This window comes from Bradyrhizobium sp. SZCCHNGR1005 (genome assembly GCF_032489995.1).
GTDB lineage: Bacteria > Pseudomonadota > Alphaproteobacteria > Rhizobiales > Xanthobacteraceae > Bradyrhizobium.
Genome location: NZ_JAUEZC010000002.1, coordinates 91,764 through 109,256 on the forward strand (window position 1 = coordinate 91,764; position 17,493 = coordinate 109,256).

Genomic DNA, 17,493 nt, shown 5'->3' on the forward strand with positions numbered 1-17,493 from the left:
CGTTCGTCCGCACGCAAGGAGCGTGCTGCGGCAGCAGCGCGGCCATCGCATCCCGCCTCCAACGTTTCGTGACGATCGCGATACGTCCCTCTTGATCGAGGCCGGACAAGACTATGGAAGCACGAATTCTGCAAAAACGAAATAAGAATATTCTCGCAATGCCGACCGGACGAGGCGACCGGTTTGAAAGACCTCGCGAAATCGGTTTTTCGAGAACGTGAATTCGATCTGCTTTTCGGACTTCGAGACCCCCGCTCGACCGGCAAATCGCACAAGTGATTTGCCCGCCAGGCAGTCCGCTCCCCACCGTAGCCGGACCCGTATCCCAGACGCGCCAGTCGTCAGCGAGCTATCGAGGCGGTTCGCGCGACGACGCGGCCGGGTCGATCGCTCGACGGCATGGATGATTTTTATCGGCGTGCCGGCGCACTGAACCACACCACTGTGGTGGCTGCAAGAATCCACAACACCGTCGCATAAAGGTTCGTCCGATCCGTCTTGTTGGCCAATTCGGCCGTCAGATTCGCCATGAAATGAAAAAGGATCGCGCCCAGCGTACTACGAGACGTATTGTTGAAGATCCACGTGAATATGACCGTGACCGGTATCGTCTGCAGGACGAAAAGCCAAAACCACTGCGACTGTATGCCGACGTCGTGTTTCATGCCTTCGAAATAAAACAGCGGAAGATGCCATATCGTCCAGACCACGCCGAGAATGATACTCGCCGCCAAGGCGTTCCAGCGTGTCTGCAGCTGGTCCAGGGCATATCCGCGCCATCCCAACTCCTCGGGGATCGGACCGTTGATCAGCGTGACAAGCAAGAAAGGAACGATCGTCGACGGGGCGGATAAAAGCGATGCCAATGTCTCGCCGATTTGTGCGATGACATCGCTGCCGCCGGAGGCAAGATCCAGCAGCACGGCGACCGTAAACAACAACGGCGCAAACAGAAGAATTATCACATACCATCTTGCCGGGATGCGGCCGACGTCGAACACACGCGCCCAGTAGTCATGCCAATCGACGTCAGTTTGGGTAAAATATGTGAATCCGATGCCGCCCAGCGTCGGCCCGAGCAACCCCAGCATGAGAAGCAGCCGACCCACGTTCGTCTGCACACTGACACCCGATGCCGCGGCCGGTATCCAGAACGCCCAGGTCCAGCAAAACACCAGGACGAAGAACGACCCGGGGCCGGCGAAACGTCTAGGGAGTATTTCCTGCATCCAGACAGCTCCGAGGAGTCATGCGGGCGTCGCGTTGGCGCAGCATCCGCCTCCACGTGTACGGCGCATGGTCATGCAATCATGCACGCTGGGGTCATGCCTGTTCAAGGGCACTCGGGGTCGTCGTCCCCTGCCTGCTCAGGCCTCCGCCCTGAAATTGCGGCCCAGATCGCGCGCATCGCCGAAGTAGTGGCGAAACACGTAGTACAGCGGATTCCATCGCCGCGTATCGATGTGGTTCGTGCCCGGCACCACGATGCGATGATGGGCGTGGACGCGCACAACCTCGCATTCGATGATCAAGGCCTGCTGCGACGCCGGGCTAGGGTCGGCCTCCTCGCCATGAATCGTGACGAGGCTGGCTTCGAACTGCAACGGACATTCTGCGATACGCGGCGTTCGTAGCCGCTGCGACGGGACCTGCGTGAATCCACCCGCGTCGAACTTGTCGGCCATGTAGCCGAAGCCCATGGCCTGCTTGAAGGCAGGCACCGGGTCTTTCCCCGTGCCGCGCGCGATCTTCTCGACCTTTGACCACAAATCCGCCGAGGCGAAATTGAGCGTGCATTCGCGCTCGCGCCGCAGATTGGCGGCGCCTTGGCTTGCCGAAGACAAGCCGAGCACCACGCGCGAGCCCAACGCCCAGGCCGACGACATCGGCGTGATATTGGGCGAGCCGTCCTCGTTGCGAGTGACGACCAGAACGACGGGCGTTCCGAAATAGAGCACGGAGGGCGAGATCGACAGGTGCTCATTCTGCAGATCTGCAACGGTCGAGGCGGTCACGACATATCTCCCATTGTGGTTGGCGGGAGACGAGATAGCCGAGCTCGACGCATTCAGGCTTCGATATGGACCGAAGTATCGTTGTGTGGTCACGGCGCGCGGGAGGGGAGCGCAGGCAGATGCCGGGGAGGCCGGCCCACACGCATTCCGCCGCCGTCAGGGCCAGTGCGCAATCACGTCATGACGGCATCAGCGCTGCGGCCCGGTCGCCGCCGCCGCAACAACAGCAGAATCCCGAGCAAGGCGCAGGAACAGGCGAGCACCAGCGCAAGCAGCGCGTTGCTGCCATGGCGCGTAAGCAACCCGACCAGGATCGGCGCGGATATGGCGGAGAGCAGATTGAGCGGCAGGGCGATGCGCGCACTGGCCTTGGCGAACTCGGCCTTGTCGTAGAACACCAGCGGCATGGTGGCCCGCGCCACCGCCAGCGCACCGCTGCCAAGACCATAGAGCAGGATGAACGTCGCGGCAGCAAGATAGGAGCCGCCGCTGACCATCAGGAGCAGCATCGCCACCGGCAGCGCGAGCCCGGCCACCAGAGCGGTGGTGATACCGTCCCAGCGGCCGCCGCCGAGGAAATCCAACGCGCGAGCACTGACCTGGATCACGCCGAGCATCGCACCGAAGCTGATCGCCTCCGACGCCGTCAGCCCCTCCGCCTTGAGCAACTCGATCAGCACGGCGCTGAGGCCGAACGCCACGAAGGCATTGAGGCCGATCGCGGCGACCAGCAGATAGAACGTGCTCCGCGCCGGCGCAGCCGCGGCGGTTGCGGTCGCCTCCCCTGCGCCCGATGCAGGCTGCTCCTTGCGCCGCCGCGGCAGCGCGAACGCATAGAGCGGAAGCGAGACCACGAGCAGCAAGGCTGCGTAAACGAGAGACGTGCTGCGCCAGCCGAGCAGGCCGGCCAGATACGCGGTGGTCGGCCAGAAGATGCTGCCGGACAGGCCCGTGACCAGCATCAACGCGCCGATCGCGCCTCTGGCCTTCTGACCTGCGATCTCGTTCAGGACGATATAGGCGGCCGTCGACAGAGTGGCGCTGCCGCCGAGGCCGAGCAGCAGCCAGGCCGCATAATAGGCGACGGGCCCTTGCGCTGCCGACAGCAGGACAAAACCGGGCGCCGCGACCACCGTACCCGCCATCATCACCAGCCGGGCGCCGTAATGGACGAACGGCCGCGCCAACAGCGGCGAGCACAGTCCCATCGCGAGATAGAGCACGGACGTGCTGGCAAATATCGCCGTCAAATCCATGTGCAGATCGGCCGCCATTTCGCGGCCGAGCACGGCGGGAAGGCCGAGCGTACCCCAACCGATGAGCTGGGTGATGGCGAGCACGATGAGCGCGGCGAGAATTCGACGGTCGGCGAACAAGATGCATTCCAGATCGACGCAAGCGGCGCAATGACATTCCGCCGGTCGCGGAACCATGTTTGCCGCGGATGCCTGGCTCATTCAACGCACAGATGGGCAAACGCCGTCCGCGCGTGCCGCATGAGTGCGACAGCCCGAGGCGGCAGGGACGGAGGCGGCAGGAACATCGCTTGCCGCGGCTGGTTGAGGCCCTTTCGCATCAGCACGGGAGCACCACCATGCCCGCCTACAACATCTTCCGCCGCGGCATGCTGAAGGGCACGGCCAGGATGACGGCGCTTGCCGTCATGAACCGGGCCAAGGCGCAGGCCCCGGCAGGCCAGCGCTCGGATACCGACCCGCGCGATCTGCGTGGCCAGCCGGTGCCTGAGCCGCCGGACGACAAAAGTGCAGGGCCGATCCGGCCCGGGCGCGGCTCGGTGCTCACCGGCAAGGTCGCGGTCGTCACCGGTGCGGCGCGCGGCATCGGCCGTGCGATCGCGGTGGAGATGGCGGCCAACGGCGCCGACGTGGTCGCGCTGGACATCGCGGGACCCGTGTCGACCGCCTCCAACGCGGCGCCGGCGACCCCTGAGGATCTGGCCGAGACCGTGCGACAGATCATCGCCTATGGCAGGCGCGGCGAAAGCATCCGCGCCGACATCCGCGACATCGCCGCGCTTCGCGCCGCCGCCGATCATGTCGAACAGACCTACGACAAGATCGACATCGTGGTCGCGGACGCCGCGATCCAGCGCTGGAAGCCGCTGCTGGAGATGGACGATTCCGACTGGCTCGACGTGATCGACAACAATCTCAACGGCACCGCCAACACCATCCGCGCCTTCGCGCCGAAGATGGTGGCGCGCAAGCAGGGGCGCATCATCGTGCTGTCGTCGATGCAGGGCAAGCACGGCACCAAAGACGGCTCGAGCTACGCGGCCTCGAAATGGGGCATTCTCGGCCTGATGAAATCGGCGGCGCTGGAGCTCGGCGAATACAACATCACCGTCAACGCGCTGATCCCCGGCCTCGTCGATACGCCGCTGACCCGCTACGAGAAACGGCTCAGCGAATCGATGAGCGAGCAGGGACAGAAGATGCAGAACCCCACGCCGCAGCAGGCCTGGGATGCCCGTGCGCCGACGGCGGCTCTCAAGGTGGGCTGGCTGCAGCCGGACGATATCTCACCCGCCGCCGTATTCCTCGCCTCCGACGCGGCAGCGATGGTGACCGGCGCGGAATATGAGGTGACCGGCGGGGATAGCGCGAAGAGCGCGTGACAGCATATAGATCGAACGACTGAGGCAGCCGGCCACTTACCCACAAGCTGCTTCGTTGAATTTGAGAGTGGGCGCGATCCGGCTATCGTGGGTACTACATTTGCGCAGCGCGCCTCGCCCGGGAAGCCAAACCAACGATAGCCAAATCGTGCCTCGGATGAATGGTTGCATGAATACGCCATCGTTGCCGTTAGGGCTGGCTTGAGGACCCAGATCGCATACGAACCTACGGGCTGGCGGCACAGCCCTGCCGGGCAGGATTTCTCGGCATCGGCGTCAAGCCGTCTTCGGATTAGAGCCCTGCTCCCGGCTTGCATCCTGCGTTTGACGATATTCACCGCCGGGCCCTGGAACGATTCTGTCGCGAGCCGATTGGCTCACTGACACAATCACTTTTGGAGAAAATGCCATGAAGGCTCTCGCAATCGCTCTGGCAGCCGCGGCAAGTACGCTTGTTGTGACCGCTGCTTCAGCTGCCCCGCTTTCCGCCAACGTATCAGTTGCACCGGACAGCAACATTCAAAACGTTCGCATGGTCTGCAATGAAGACGGTCGCTGCTGGCGCCAACGTGATGAACGCCGCGTCATCATCCGCGATGGACGTGATGCTTACGGATATGCTCCTCGCGAGCGTTACATCGAACGCCGCGACTATGAAGACCGTGGCGGCGTCGGCTTCAGCGCTCCCGGCGTGAGCGTCGGAATCGGAACCGACCGCTACTGAGGGACGACAGATAGCTTATGAAAATCGCCGCGGAGTAGTCCGCGGCTTTTTTTACTTGGAATGATCCTCGATGGCACGGGCCGGATGCTTCAGTCGCGCCTGACGTGATCTATCCCGACTTTCCCAGGCGATGAGCGTTCGTCCCCGCAATCGTTCGCAAACCAAAGCGGTCCCGATCGCGACAGGCGCGAGAAGGACAATTCCTCCACAAGGCCGTCGTTTCCTCGTTCGTCGCGCAATTTCGCTCGCTGATCAGCGTCGAGCCCCGCGGAAGCAGGACCGGTTCAAAAATTTGCCGCGACCAGATCGTAAGAGCCCCTGCTGCCGCGGACATACATCTTGGCAGCGGCGGCGCATATCAAGTCGCGATTGGAATCGAACGCGTGCAGAAAACCCGATTCATCGTAGCCGGTATCCGGTTGGATTCGCTTCAGCGCATCCTCCTCTATGAAAAACGATGCCTCGATAGCGCTGTCGTGCCCCCAAAATCGTACGGCACGCCGCGTGCGGTCATATGAACGGCTGTGGTTCGGAAATTCAATCATGTGGTCGGGCCCAATCGGTTGTCGCTGCACGAAACCTCCGTGCCGGCTGCACGCGATGTGCGTCGCGGCATATTCGATGGCGATAGCCGATCCTGTCTCCGACGCACTCGCGTGCAGCCGGTCGATACGCTGACAAGATGTGCAGTCGCCAAAGCTTGGTGCCAGGGGAGGGACGTGAATCGGTCCGGTTGCACCTACCTTCAACTGGCTATGGTGAAAGCGGATTGCAACCCCGCCCGATCCTGTCACAGCAAATGGTCGCGCCAGGCCTCGCTATTCCTCGGATCGGTACTATATCTTGAATATCACCGCGCGCCCCTCGGCTGTTATCGGTGACTGAGAGCATTGTGCTCCCGCCGCGACCTAGAGGCGGTTCCGATGTCAGACATCTCCAAATTCAGCGTCCAATCGTCGTTAGCTTGCAGGCTGAACATCCGGGCGGCAGACGCCCTGGATAGCGCCCGCAAGATGCCGCCGGGAGACGAGCGCGCGGCGGCGATGAAAAAGGCTACGATCCTGGAGAACGCCGCAGAAATGATCGAGCATTTCTGCGGCAAGGTCGGCGTGCCGGTCAAATGACGGTTGAGAGCTATTTTCTTCCCCTGCTCCACCGTCCAGGCGCCAGCTCGGGCATTTAGGAAAAGAGCACCCGGGCATGGATCGTAGGAGCGCCAAGATGCTTGTCCCAGATCGATCGCTCGTTTCGATCAACACTCGTTTTCCAGTGGATGCCCATCCGATGGTGCCCGATCTTTCACGCAGTCCGGCCGTCGTTCTCATCGTCGAGGACGAGATGATGCTCCGCATGCGTGCGGTCGACATGGTGGAAGACGCCGGTTACACGCCGCTCGAAGCTCTGGATACCGATGAAGCCGTCGCAATCCTGGAATCCAGGTCCGACATCGCGCTCATATGCACCGACATTCAATTGCCCGGCAGCATGGACGGCCTGGGTCTTGCCCATACCGTGCATAAGCGCTGGCCGGCGATCAAGATCATCCTGGTATCGGGGAAATTGAACCCATCGAATATCGACCTTCCCCCCTGCAGCAGATTTTTTGGCAAACCAATCCAAGCCTGGCAAATCATTGCCCAGATGCGCAGCATGATCGGCCGTGTGTGAATCTCGTGATTTTTGGCGCCGGATACCGCCAGACCTTTCAATGCGAACGCTCGGCCGAAATCAAGTGCGGTACCCAGTCCAAGGTGATACGGTTGCAAATGCTTGAAGTTGATCTCCGCACAGACAAGCGCCCAGGCGGCGCAGAACTCCACCAGGACTTTCTGGCGGCAGAGAATGTCAGCCTGCGGCTGCTCCTCGCGCAGGCTGAGATCAATACGCGGAGTCTGCTTGCGAAGGCCGGTATCGACGCCAGAGAGCGCGAGGCATCCGACAAGCTGCAGAAGCTGATCCTCGAAGAACTGCACCACCGCATCAAGAACACGCTCGCGACCGTCGCCGCAATCGTCTCCCAGAGCCTACGCACCGTGCAGGGAGTCGAGCACGCGCAGCACGCCATCGAGGGCCGGCTTTTGGCACTGGGCCGGGCCCACGATCTCCTTCTGCAGGCTAAATGGTCCAGCGCCGATCTCGGCACGGTGGTCCGCAGCGCCATCAAAGCCTTCGACAATCCCGACGAGTCGAAATTCTCGATCACCGGACCCGATATCCGGATGACGTCGGGCGCCGTCATCGCCGTTGCGATGACGCTCAACGAGCTCTGCACCAATACCACGAAGTTTGGCGCTCTGTCGGTCCCGGAGGGGCGCGTCGACATCGTCTGGACGATAGACCAAGCGACGCAGCGCTTGCACCTCACCTGGACCGAAAAGAACGGTCCGGTCGTCCAGCCCCCCGCAAGGCGCAGCTTCGGAACACGGCTGATCGAGACGATCGGCACGCAGTTGCGAGGCGACGTGCAACTCAACTATGCGCCGACGGGATTCTCGTACACGTTCGATGTGCCGATAGCTGCGCTGAGTTCCCCGGCAACATAGCCCTTGCGCAAGGCGGCCGCGTGAGCGGAACCAACTTCCCTGCTCCGGCCGTCCCTGTTTTGCGGCGACCTTGGCAAAGGGTGTGCGACAGACCGGACGGCAAAGCAGCAAGATCGCGCGCCGCCTGACCAGCCGCTGATCAATATTGCTCAGCAAGACTTCCAGACGTGGATTAATATTAAACGGTGCGTCGAGCTCTTCAGGCAAGGTTCCAAAAGACCCGATCGCCGCAACGCCCGGCGATAGCGTGCGTCGAGATCGGTGCGGCATCGGCCGTCAGAGGTTACGTCGTGCCGGACCCGGGTTCGTCATGATCAGTCCGGCCGTCGAAGACGTCGCGGCTTTGGCGAGCCAATCCGAAAGCAGCTACACATGGTTCAAGACCCACCAGAAACCCGCGCGTTGGCGCAGCGGATTGCCCGGTATCGCCAACCCAATAACGCGCGCGGCATTTTCGAGTTGGTCATCACGGCAGTCCCCTTTTCTGTCATCTGGGCCCTGATGGCCGTTGGGGTCGTGCGCGGCCATTGGATTGGTCTGCTGCTGGCAGTGCCCGCGGCGGGCCTGCTCGTTCGTCTCTTCATGATCCAACATGACTGCGGCCACGGGTCGTTCTTCCGCGGCTGCTTTGCGAACGATTGGGTCGGCCGAGCCATCGGCGTTGTTACGCTAACTCCCTACGATTACTGGCGGCGCAATCATGCGAGGCATCACGCGAATTCGGGCAATCTCGATCATAGGGGCTCTGGCGACATCGACACATTGACCGTGAGCGAGTTTGCCGCGCAGCCTCGATGGCGAAAGATCCTTTATCGTCTGTATCGGCATCCGATTGTGATGTTTGGCGTGGGCCCCACGTATCTGTTCGTCTTGCGGCATCGATTGCCGATCGGGATGATGCGTAGCGGCTGGCGGCCGTGGCTGAGCACAATGGGTACGAACGTCGTCATCGCGGTTCTGATCGCCGGCATGATTCGGCTGGTCGGCCTTGGGCCCTTCCTGTTGGTGCATCTGCCGATCATGGTTCTGGCGGCGTCGATCGGTGTCTGGCTGTTCTACGTCCAACACCAGTTCGAGAACACCTCATGGTCACGTGATGAGGCCTGGCGCTTTCACGAAGCTGCGCTCCATGGCAGTTCACACTATCAGTTGCCGCGTGTCTTGCGCTGGTTCACCGCGAACATCGGCGTCCACCACGTCCACCATCTATGCAGTCGAATTCCCAGCTATCGGCTGCCGGACGTGCTCCGGGATCATCCGGAACTCGCTGCGGTGGGACGGATCACACTCCTCGAGAGTTTGCGATGTGTGCCGAGGGCCTTGTGGGACGAGAAGGGACGGCGGCTCATTTCCTTCCGTGAGGCACGTAATCACCAAAAGCCGAGTTTGAAAGAGCCTCCATTCGCGTGACCGACCCGCGCGAGATCCTCGGAGCCGGCGAGCGGATTGATGCAGCGTTTGCATCACACAGAGCGGGTCCATCGCCGACCCGGCTGGCGTCTGTGCATATTAATCAGCTTAGCGCAATATGGCGTTGGCGCCCGGTATGGCCGCCCGCCTGGGCGCCGAGCTGAGGTTCCGTTGCGGCCCTATAATTCGTCGCGATATTTCGTGAACCATTGATAGGTTCGCGCCTTGGTTCGCTGGAGAACCAGCTTGGGCCGCATATTCAAACCCTTTGTGTTTCTGATCGCCGCCATCTACTTCCTGGTGGACGCGGTCTTTTTCACGCTCTTGAAACCTGTCTTTCGCTGGCTGGCGGACTGCCGGGCTTTCGAGAGCCTACGCGCATGGATCGTGTCGCTTCGCCCATATCCTACTCTGGCGCTGTTCATCTTACCGGTCATTTTGCTTGAACCTGTGAAGCCTGTTGCCGCCTACCTGACGGCGACAGGTCACGTCGTTGCCGGGCTTATGGCCCTCATCGTAGGCGAGCTACTCAAGCTCTTGCTTGTTGAGCGTCTATTCAGCATCAGCCGCGATAAGCTTATGTCGATTCCTGCATTTGCCTGGTGCTACCACATGTTTCGTCAAGCCCAGGACTGGGTCGTGTCTCAGCAGGCATGGCAGCTCGTGCGCCGTTGGCGCTTCAACGCCAAGCAGGCCATTCGAAGATACGTCCTCGAATTCAACGCTTCGCAGAAGGAAAAGGGTCTTTCTTGGCGATCGCGCTGAACGTCGGCGCATGGCTGAGAAAATGCGCCGCCAGATACGTGAAAGCCTATCGCGACCTCGATGGTGGTCGCGCGACCGGAGACGATCGGCCCGCACCTGAAAGGCTGAAACGAAGTGGAAGGCGGCTGTCCAAAGGGCATGCTGAGATCTAAACCGGCGCTCGCAGCCCGGAATTGATCCACTTCATCGAGTTGGTTTCGCTGACGAACTTATCGACGTGATCGCAATCGATGCCCCGAAACGTGCGGATCTCGAATCCGATCTGAGAGGGCCTTATGTCCATCAGGACCATTGGACCCAGGCATTGAGGGCAGGTGTGGGGCTGAATTGCCATGCGGCTTGCGTCGAACAGGACTGCCAAGGAAGGCATGATGCTCACCTAAACTCAGGCGGGAGCGGTACAGAGCTCCCAGTCACCGGTCGATGCCTTGATGGGACGGTGATGGCATCAGTCTAGAAATCATCGCTGTCACGGCGCTGTTCTTTTCTGCTCATTAGCGAATATTTAATGGATTGGGGCGGCAGCGAGAGTACAGCCCACCGCGTCACATAATGCCTGGTTGGCGTTGGGTAACGGCCGGACCGGCGCTTTCCGCCGGTGATTGCCAGACCAGTAAATAAGTACCGGTAGCCGCTGCCATCTCCTGATTTCCCTCAAGATCCAGACGGTACTGAGCCGTGCGAGGATCGGCCCCGTGCATCGCAATGGTCTTCAGATGCCCATCCTCGTCAGCCCGGTCGAGCGGCGCGGGTGGAATGGTGACAGCTTGAATCACACCACATTTGACGGCTGGCCTTCGGTGCGCGCAGGAACGTCGCCTGATCTGGCCAGTTAGCTCTCCAAGACCTCATCTGAGGGAGTGTTCGCGTGGAGAACCATCGGATCGGCGGCTCGGCGAAGAAGTTCGCCGGTAAGGTCGAGAGCACCGTCGTCCCGGCCTTGCTTTGGCGCAACGGCTGACGCGGCCGCCGCGGCGGGCGCGATAGCTTATGGGATATATCCGGGCAGTTCACGCTTCGACAACGGGTTTGGAGATTGGATCATGAGTGATGATGTGCCGCTGGCCCCTTTCCCCCACGAAGGCTTGGATCCTGCTCAAGAGCCGAAATCCTCCATCGCGGAAGTCTCTGAAGCTCTGAAGGAGACAGCCCATCGGGTTGCCGGCGCGATAGAAGCGGGCCGAAAGCCAGGGATGCCGCTGAGCATCTTGAGCAATATCGCGCGCGAAGCCCCTTTGGGTTCGCTGTTAGTCGCCTTCCTGCTGGGAGTTGCCATCGGCCGCCGGCGATAGCAGCCGGGCCCAGAAGCTCTCCGGTTGTCGAGATGGTTCGATTGAAATCAAACCGAATTCAAAAGACGGCTGACGGACAACTGGCGCACTTAGGGGAGATCTTGCCGAGCCCCGTCACCCTGCTTGGACCGTGCCTTTGATTTGCTTCGCCGATCCGATGGCGCGGTCTTTGTCCAAAGGGGTCTCTTCCAATGCTCAGCCGCTTGAAAACAGCACGGTAAATCGCGCGCCCTGACCATCCGCGCCGCGACCGATCCGTAGCTCACCGCGGATCTGGTCGGTAAAGGATCGAACTATCTTCATTCCCAGCCCTTTGCCGGCGGCGGGGTCGAACCCCTCGGGCAAAGCCGGGCCATCATTGGAAACCGACAGCGCATAGCCATATTTCGGATCCGGCTCCAACTTGATGGCGATCCGGCCTTTGCCATACTTTGCCCCGTTCGTGATCAACTCGTTGGCGATAAAGCCAAGCGGAATAGCGGTGAAGGCAGGCAAATTGATCTCACTACCTTCGACGCGGATTTTCCCCAGAGAGGCGTCCGACGACGACATCGCAGAAAATTCGCGTCCAAGATCCTGAAGGAATTTCTTGAACTCGATTGTTCTCACACCATCGTAGGAATTTAGGCGATGGTGGATACGAGCAATCATGGAAACGCGATTAGCCGCCGCGGCCAATTGTGAGGCCGCTTCGGGATTGGTCGTATTGCGGCTCTGCAGCGCAAGAAGGCTGATGATCATCTGGAGATCGTTCAACAGGCGATGATCGGATTCCGCTTTCAGCAGTTCTTGTCTGTGAATCAACTCGTCCTGTTGAAGAAGTCGCGCCTCGGCTTTCGCAAGCGCCCTTCGCAATTGAACCGCCACAAGCCGGTCGCCCATCGACTCCGCACGGGGCACATGTCGATCCGAGCGCTGAATAATCACCCCCGGAGGTAGATCGGGATCGCCTGACGAACGCTCATTATTCACGACATCGGCTCCCAATGAGCGGGCATTCTTATTGCATTCAACCACAGGGTGAATTTAGGGCCTTGCAAGAACGTCGAATTGATGCAAGTCAATTTCATCCGGCGCCCGGCCTTGCGAGCCCTGATGCTGTTGCGTCCCGTATTTCGCCCGAAACGCGCTTTTTTCAGCCGCCCGCCGATCAGCGCGCCAGCGATGCCTGCACCGATGCCGTACCGCCGCTATAGCCGACGCGCCAAGCCCGACGAGCCACCGCGTGGTGGCAACAACGAGCGCAGAGGCATCGTCTTGGACGATCTGTTCATCACGGCATCTCCGAAACATTTTCGGGTAGCGCGGCCGCCTTCGGTGCAGCCGGCGTCTTCGGAAACGATGCATAAGAATGATCCAGGAAAGATTGCGTCAATTGATTTAGCGCAACGTGAGCGCGTATCAATTGGACAAACTCAGCTTCGACGATCGGAGACGTTCGCGAAGCAGTGTCCTGCGCACGAGCGAGTGCCGATCTTTCTTTTGGTCCGCGGTGGCGCGCGCGTCGCTACCACGGCCGCACGGGGGCTTCCATGCTTTCACTCATAATCGGGATCCTGATCATTTGCGTTGTCGGGGCAATTTGTTTCTGGGCCATCGACAAGTTCGTCAATGAATCCAGGCTGGCAGGTCTTCTCAAATTGTTGGTGGTGCTGATCTGCCTAGCCGCGATCCTTCAACGGCTGTTGCCGTTGGCGGGAATCAATTGGTTATAGCCGGCCCGCAATTCACCGCCGATCTACCGCGTGACGTATGCGGCACCCGTGGCCATCGCCCAGGCTGCGGGGCGCGAGGCGCGTCAGAAAAGTCCAGGCTCGACAGCGACCGTCCTTCATGAGCGCGACCGCCTTGAAGCCGAACGGTTGACCAGAAAGGCCGCTGAAAGCCCGTCGATCTAAGATGTGACAAGAACTTCTACAGACGTCGCGGCGAAAGCGCCGATGCTGCCGACGAAGCTGCCGGACACTGGGATCGTCTGCCGGATGTCGCGCGCGACCGCGACCGGGATCAAGTTGAAGCCGCCGAGGCTACGATTCGTCGGGTCGAATGTGATCCAGCCGGCTCCCGGTACGAAGACCTCCGCCCACGCATGGGTTGATCCCGCGCCGCTCGATCCGACGTTGTCCTGTTCCGGATTGTAAAGGTAGCCGGAGACGATTCTGGCTCCGAACCCGAGCATGCGTGCTGCTTCGGTGAACAGCACCGCGAGATCCCGGCATGACCCCCAGCCACGATTTAGGGATTCTACCGGCGTTTGGGTGCCCTCCTCCTCGCGGCTCTGGTACTGCACAGCTTCAGAAACGCCGACGCTGAGGTCCTTCAGCAGTGATAGCGTATCAGTCCGACTCCCTCGAACGAACATCTGTGCCCAATTTCGCAGGACCCCCGCCGTATCCGAGAACTGGGGGAGAGCCAGGGCGCCGAGATCGGTCCAATCGTCATCGGAATAGCGGAATGGGTAAGACATGGCCGAGACGGCGATATCGAACACCGGCCATGCAACCGCATCGAGCTGAAGCTCTGCGGCGCTGGTGATCACCAGGCTGGAGGCCGTCATCTGAAACGTGGCCGTCGCGATTGCATTGCCGAACACATCGTGCGCCCAGGTCAAAGTCGCAGGCGGCGTCACCGTGATGTTGCTCGAAATCAAACGAAGCTCGCGGCTCTCGCGCGGACGAAGCATCAAACGGTGCGGCAGCAGGCGCACGTTTTCGTTGAATCGATAGGACGTCGTGTGAAGAACCTTCAGGGTAATCAACGAAAGCTCCGATCGGGGCAGCCTTTGGGCCAAGCCCCTCATCCGGTGACGCTCTCGGGAAGTATGGCCGAGTTGAACGTGCCACGCAAATGCCGATCCGGAGTCCGGACAGCCGAAACTGGGTGGGCTTGCGGACGAGGCACCGAGCAAGAACGTCGCGATTCATTCATGCGGCTATGTTGACGGCCGCCGAAGTGCAAGCACAACATCAGCTTCGCAGTGCGATCGCGATCCGACAGGCGTGACCTGACCGCTGGTCGGAGAGCTGCAAATATATGGACCACCTCGTGTCATCGCGCCGACGCTGGATGGTGAGGCGACCAGGAAGGAACGAACCATGAAGAACCGGCCAGCACTTCCGCAACATTTGAGTCGCCACAGATATCACGCGCTGCTGGTCCGGCTGCAGATCGAGCTCGTCAAGCTGCAGCGCTGCGTGATTGAGCGCGGCCAGCGTATCCTTGTCATCGTCGAAGGCCGCGATGCCGCCGGCAAGGATGGCACGATCAAGTCGATTGTCGAACATCTAAGCCCGCGTGATACCCGCGTCGTGGCGCTGGGGCCGCCAAGCAATCGGGAACGGTGTTCATGGTACTTCCAGCGACACGTTTCGCACTTGCCAGCGGCGGGAGAGATCGTGCTGTTCAATCGCAGTTGGTACAACCGGGCCGGAGTCGAGCGTGTCATGGGCTTTTGCAGCAAGAAGGAAACCGAGGAATTCCTCGAGACCGTGCCGGCTTTCGAGGCGATGATCGAGCGTTCGGGTATCACCCTGCTCAAGTACTACCTTGATATTTCGAAACAGGAACAGAAGCGACGGCTTGCCGACCGCCAAAAAGACCCCCTGAAGCAATGGAAGATGAGCCCCGTCGATGCCAAGGCGCAGAAGTATTGGAAAGCCTATTCCGAGGCACGGGACAAGATGCTGGAGCGGACGCACACCGTCAGCTCGCCCTGGACCGTGGTCCGGGCCGGCGACAAGGAACATGCGCGACTTAATGTTATTCGCGATATGCTGTGGCGGCTGAATTATCCGGGAAAGCACCGTCGCCTCCACAGGCCGGATCCGGCGGTGGTTTTTCCCTACGACAAAGCCTGTTATGAGCGTGGCCTGATCGAGGCTTAAGGTGGCGTGGCTTGCCTTGATGCCTCAGTTTGCATCGAGCGAGATCGTGTCGCCTGCATTTTCGAGAGCGGAGCGGACGCTGTTGCGGCGGTCTTGCATTCACATGCACCGGCCGCTACCGGACGAAGGTCTCAAAGTTGCTCACCTTCCGATGCTCTCCTTGCTCATGATCAGCGTAGCGACAAGCCCCTCCTCCGACCAGTCGAATGCGATGGAGCCCCCAAGCTGGGCTGCCATGGTCCGCTGCATCAGGCTGCTTCCAAAGCCGTTGAGCATCGCGGGAGCCTTGAGAGGCGGACCGCCCCGCTCGGTCCAGGTCATGACGACTTCGTCGTCATGGGCATTGCACGACACGTCCAAAGTGCCCCTTGCCAGCGACAGCGAACCGTATTTCGCCGAGTTCGTTGCCAATTCGTGCAACACAAGTGCGAGCGTTGTACTCGACCTCTCGCCGACATTCATCTTCGGCACGGCAACGCGAATGCGGACGCTCGCTCCTCTTTCGTCGTAGGGCGCGAGCAAGACGGAGACGAGGTCGCCAAGAAGCGCTCCTTCGCTCTTCCTGCCCGGTCCCGGGCGAATGAGGTCCTGTGCACGTCCTAGGGCCATCAGCCGGCTTGTTAGCTCATGGGCCATGTCTTCTTTGGTTGCGGCCGAACGCGATGTAAATTGAGTAAGCGCGGTTGCGATGGTCAGAAGGTTCTTCACTCGATGGCTCATCTCCCCCGCCAGCAATTCGTTCGCTTCCTCGGCTTGCTTGCGTTGGGTGACGTCGAGAAAGATGCCAAACATAGTTCGATCGGCAATGTCCGCATCGTCACCTTGCCCGCGCGCGGAGATCCAACGAATGTCGCTGCCAAACAAGATACGAAAATCGATCTCGTAAGCGCCCACTATTGCGCGAGTAGCGGCAAACGCCGACCTGACCCGCTCCAGATCAGCAGGATGGATATTCCTGGACAAGATTTCGAATGTGATGTGTTTTTCGGTCTTCGAAACCGCCCACAGGTCGTAGGCGCGTTCGTCCATGGTAATGGCGTCCGTATCCACGTTCCAGGCCCACAAGGCCACGCCGGCAGCGTGGGTCGCAGCACGCAGGTGCTTTTCGTGCCAAACCGGCATCGACATGTTATCGGACGACATTCGGTTTTGCTTCCCTTGGTTGGACGACTGCTTCTGTCAGCCCAGCGCGGGCCTCCCGTTCACCTGTCCGCCGCAGCTTTGTCGATCGCAGCCGTGACAACGCCGGTCGCAGTCTGATGGACCATGTGGCCGGTTCGGGGAGCGCGGTGAAAGCTCCTCTGAGGAACGTTGCGTTGCAGGCGCGTGGATTGCTCGGCCTCTGCCGCCAGGAAGTCCTGGTGCGCTTCTGAGCCGCCTGAGTGTCGGCTTGTGCGAAGATCGATTTCGAGCATTTGTAACTATATCCCCCTGGAGTGGGTACCGCACCCATATTTCGGCCGAGCGGTCGCATTGGGGGATTCTGGCGGTCGCGGCGCCAAAGCCCAAGCTCGGGCGTGGCCAATCCTGCAGCACGACCTCCGGAACCCTGCTTACAGTTTTGTGCGCGGCAAACCGGCCATCTCGACGCCCTCCTGGCACGCACACGAGGCACTTTCGCAACTTCATGGGGCCTGGAACCTGGCTTGGCGTCCGAAGTTCCGAACACAGTCACTGACGGACGCTATTAGGCATCGGGCGAGGCGGCACCTGGCCTGCTCTTGCGGACAGGTTGAAGTCCTGTCTGGCATCGGTAGGGACGCCGGACTGGGCTGTTGTTCGAGGAAGGGCTCGCTTACGACGGCGCGCGATTGCCGCAAGCCTTGATGCTGACGGTGATGACGGGATGACGACGCAAACGTCTCAATGCCTCGATGCCGGATCGCGGTCACTGAGCCGGCCGATGACGCAGCAGACAACAGCCGCAGGTCATTTCCGGCCGGTAGGGACCGCCGGCTTGGGCGAACAGCGCCAAGATCCCCGAGGCCTTCGATCAGCACACCGGGAGCTGCGGTCATGGATTGCACCCCGATCGCGCCAACGAAAGCCGCGGAATACTGCTTCCCTCGGTCCCCTTGTAAGCGCAAACAACAACGGCCCGAGCTCGGCACTGGTCGCGATCTCGGGCCGCCCGAACGTCGCGGAGCGGCCCGCGACGTTCGCCCTCACCCGATCACATCGAGCTTGCCGTCGCTGTCCAATTTTGCTCACTCCTATTCGAA

The 17,493-nt window shown here is 60.7% G+C and carries 16 protein-coding genes; 9 read left to right on the top strand and 7 right to left on the bottom strand.

Annotated features, from left to right (window positions below):
- Positions 1-410: 410 nt before the first annotated feature.
- The 3 genes from QXZ85_RS06610 to QXZ85_RS06620 form a co-directional block, all read right to left on the bottom strand.
- Positions 411-1,229, bottom strand: coding sequence for a CPBP family intramembrane glutamic endopeptidase (locus QXZ85_RS06610; protein ID WP_315744189.1), 819 nt, complete (start codon positions 1,227-1,229; stop codon positions 411-413).
- 138 nt (positions 1,230-1,367) lie between these two features.
- Positions 1,368-2,015, bottom strand: coding sequence for a flavin reductase family protein (locus QXZ85_RS06615; protein ID WP_315744187.1), 648 nt, complete (start codon positions 2,013-2,015; stop codon positions 1,368-1,370).
- Between the two features lie 173 nt (positions 2,016-2,188).
- Complete coding sequence (locus QXZ85_RS06620) at positions 2,189-3,391, bottom strand: MFS transporter (protein WP_315702643.1); 1,203 nt, start codon at positions 3,389-3,391, stop codon at positions 2,189-2,191.
- Positions 3,392-3,609: 218 nt separating this feature from the next.
- Here QXZ85_RS06620 and QXZ85_RS06625 point away from each other — a divergent pair, with 218 nt between their 5' ends.
- Together QXZ85_RS06625 and QXZ85_RS06630 are read left to right on the top strand one after the other, a co-directional pair.
- Complete coding sequence (locus QXZ85_RS06625; RefSeq protein ID WP_316173800.1) at positions 3,610-4,653, top strand: SDR family NAD(P)-dependent oxidoreductase; 1,044 nt, start codon at positions 3,610-3,612, stop codon at positions 4,651-4,653.
- 409 nt (positions 4,654-5,062) lie between these two features.
- On the top strand, positions 5,063-5,377 hold the full coding sequence (locus tag QXZ85_RS06630; protein WP_315702641.1) for a hypothetical protein: 315 nt from the start codon (positions 5,063-5,065) through the stop codon (positions 5,375-5,377).
- Positions 5,378-5,661: 284 nt separating this feature from the next.
- Here QXZ85_RS06630 and QXZ85_RS06635 read toward each other — a convergent pair whose 3' ends face one another.
- Positions 5,662-5,922, bottom strand: coding sequence for a DUF1488 domain-containing protein (locus tag QXZ85_RS06635; protein WP_315702640.1), 261 nt, complete (start codon positions 5,920-5,922; stop codon positions 5,662-5,664).
- A 378-nt stretch (positions 5,923-6,300) separates the two neighbouring features.
- On the opposite strand from QXZ85_RS06635, the gene QXZ85_RS06640 reads away from it, so the two are divergent.
- The 6 genes from QXZ85_RS06640 to QXZ85_RS06665 all read left to right on the top strand — a co-directional run bounded on the left by QXZ85_RS06640 (position 6,301) and on the right by QXZ85_RS06665 (position 11,387).
- Positions 6,301-6,501 carry a hypothetical protein gene (locus QXZ85_RS06640; RefSeq protein ID WP_315702639.1) on the top strand — a complete coding sequence of 67 codons (201 nt, stop codon included), beginning with the start codon at positions 6,301-6,303 and terminating at the stop codon, positions 6,499-6,501.
- A gap of 160 nt (positions 6,502-6,661) precedes the next feature.
- Positions 6,662-7,045 carry a response regulator gene (locus QXZ85_RS06645; RefSeq protein ID WP_315703162.1) on the top strand — a complete coding sequence of 128 codons (384 nt, stop codon included), beginning with the start codon at positions 6,662-6,664 and terminating at the stop codon, positions 7,043-7,045.
- 98 nt (positions 7,046-7,143) lie between these two features.
- Positions 7,144-7,920, top strand: a complete 777-nt coding sequence (locus QXZ85_RS06650) for a sensor histidine kinase (protein ID WP_315703161.1) — start codon at positions 7,144-7,146, stop codon at positions 7,918-7,920.
- A gap of 372 nt (positions 7,921-8,292) precedes the next feature.
- Positions 8,293-9,330, top strand: coding sequence for a fatty acid desaturase (locus QXZ85_RS06655; RefSeq protein ID WP_316173802.1), 1,038 nt, complete (start codon positions 8,293-8,295; stop codon positions 9,328-9,330).
- Positions 9,331-9,576: 246 nt separating this feature from the next.
- Positions 9,577-10,095 (top strand): hypothetical protein, encoded by a 519-nt coding sequence (locus tag QXZ85_RS06660; protein ID WP_315702637.1) that lies wholly within the window; start codon positions 9,577-9,579, stop codon positions 10,093-10,095.
- Between the two features lie 1,043 nt (positions 10,096-11,138).
- A complete protein-coding gene (locus tag QXZ85_RS06665) occupies positions 11,139-11,387 on the top strand; it encodes a hypothetical protein (protein ID WP_315702636.1) in 249 nt (82 codons plus the stop codon).
- 195 nt (positions 11,388-11,582) lie between these two features.
- Here the strand turns inward: QXZ85_RS06665 and QXZ85_RS06670 are convergent, their stop codons facing one another.
- A complete protein-coding gene (locus QXZ85_RS06670; RefSeq protein WP_316165110.1) occupies positions 11,583-12,359 on the bottom strand; it encodes a sensor histidine kinase in 777 nt (258 codons plus the stop codon).
- A gap of 922 nt (positions 12,360-13,281) precedes the next feature.
- Positions 13,282-14,145: a transglutaminase family protein gene (locus QXZ85_RS06675; protein ID WP_315769379.1), complete on the bottom strand. Its 864-nt coding sequence runs from the start codon at positions 14,143-14,145 to the stop codon at positions 13,282-13,284.
- Positions 14,146-14,482: 337 nt separating this feature from the next.
- Here QXZ85_RS06675 and ppk2 point away from each other — a divergent pair, with 337 nt between their 5' ends.
- Entirely contained in the window at positions 14,483-15,271 is a 789-nt protein-coding gene (gene ppk2, locus QXZ85_RS06680) for a polyphosphate kinase 2 (RefSeq protein ID WP_315744176.1), read from the top strand.
- 141 nt (positions 15,272-15,412) lie between these two features.
- Here ppk2 and QXZ85_RS06685 read toward each other — a convergent pair whose 3' ends face one another.
- Entirely contained in the window at positions 15,413-16,414 is a 1,002-nt protein-coding gene (locus QXZ85_RS06685; protein ID WP_315702631.1) for a sensor histidine kinase, read from the bottom strand.
- Between the last annotated feature and the right edge of the window lie 1,079 nt (positions 16,415-17,493).